Here is a 1154-nt window from a genome sequence, read left to right as displayed (position 1 = left end):
TTTTTTTCTCCTCTATAGGAGGATTCTTGCCCTCATCGAGCGGATATCTACCTTTTTAGACTAACGTTCAGTTGAGTTAGCCTGAATAAATTGTATGTGATGTTCATTAAACCAATTGAAGTCTCGATTCTTTTAAGACTTCGACATTGTAATTGCATCCGCTTCATAGTATTAGACATGAATGCAAAGATATGTTCGACTCGCGCTCTGGTCTTTGACTTTATCTTGTTATCGCTTTCCTGTTTTTTAGTGAGCTTTTGATAACGGTATGCCTTTACGTGAATTCTTGAAATTATGCCTTCGGACGCAAGAAGCTCTTCGTTGTCTTTTTGGTAGTAAGCTTTATCGCCATATAACTTTTGACCTCTATCCTTCTTGCTGATCAAAAATGGTAGCACGTCTCCTTCTAAAACATTGGCTGGTGTTACTTCATAAGTAGTGATAAGCTTAGTCTTAACGTCTGCTTTTATGTGGTTTTTGTATCCGTAGTAGGACTTGCCTTTCTGGATAGACCATTTTGCGTCAGTGTCTTTCTGCGAGAGTTTTGCTGAATTTTCTTTCCATTCTTCTGGAATAGATCCATTTTTTAACTCATTATTCTCATCTCGACTATTGCGCTGAATGGGTACTTCGACGATGGAAGCATCAACCATTTTTCCTTTATGTAAAATCACACCACGCTTATCAAGAGTCTTATCTAATAGTATGAATAGCTTTTCAACTAGATTAGCTTTTGTTAATTCGTTCCTAAAATTCCAAACGGTCTTGGCATCCGGAACATTGTCGGAAATAGTTAAGCCTAGGAAGCGCATGAACGAAAGTCTATCCAAAACGGCATACTCAATACTATCATCACTCAAATTATAATAACGCTGAAGAATAAGGATCTTAAACATCAACAAGTAATCGAAAGAAGGTCGGCCACCTTGATTCCGATCTTTACCTGCATTGAAATGATCTTCTAAAGGCTTACGAAACAACTCAAAATCAACATGCTGACGCAATTTCACCAACGGATCATTTTGATTCGTTAACTTGTTCAGTCTGAATTGTTCGTCAAATAGACCTTTCGCCTTGTTTTTCATTTCCCTTACTTTGAAAGCAAGTACGCAAATCTTTACCGCTTTTCACTGAGGTTTTTAGAGATGCCCTTA

At 37.6% G+C, this 1154-nt stretch carries 1 protein-coding gene; it reads right to left on the bottom strand.

All coding sequences use genetic code 11. The features are described from left to right. Nucleotides 1-47: 47 nt before the first annotated feature. Nucleotides 48-1085, bottom strand: a complete 1038-nt coding sequence (locus tag DQQ10_RS27695; protein ID WP_112750206.1) for an IS5 family transposase — start codon at nucleotides 1083-1085, stop codon at nucleotides 48-50. Nucleotides 1086-1154: the final 69 nt, after the last annotated feature.

The sequence above is a fragment of the Pseudochryseolinea flava genome (assembly GCF_003286915.1).
Lineage (GTDB): Bacteria > Bacteroidota > Bacteroidia > Cytophagales > Cyclobacteriaceae > Ohtaekwangia > Ohtaekwangia flava.
Note: the sequence above shows the minus strand (reverse complement) of the source record. Positions and strands in the feature narration are given on the sequence as shown.

Bases quoted from the DNA above. Each gene is read 5' to 3' on its own strand.
- DQQ10_RS27695 (WP_112750206.1), bottom strand. From the start codon at position 1,085: ATGAAAAACAAGGCGAAAGGTCTATTTGACGAACAATTCAGACTGAAC.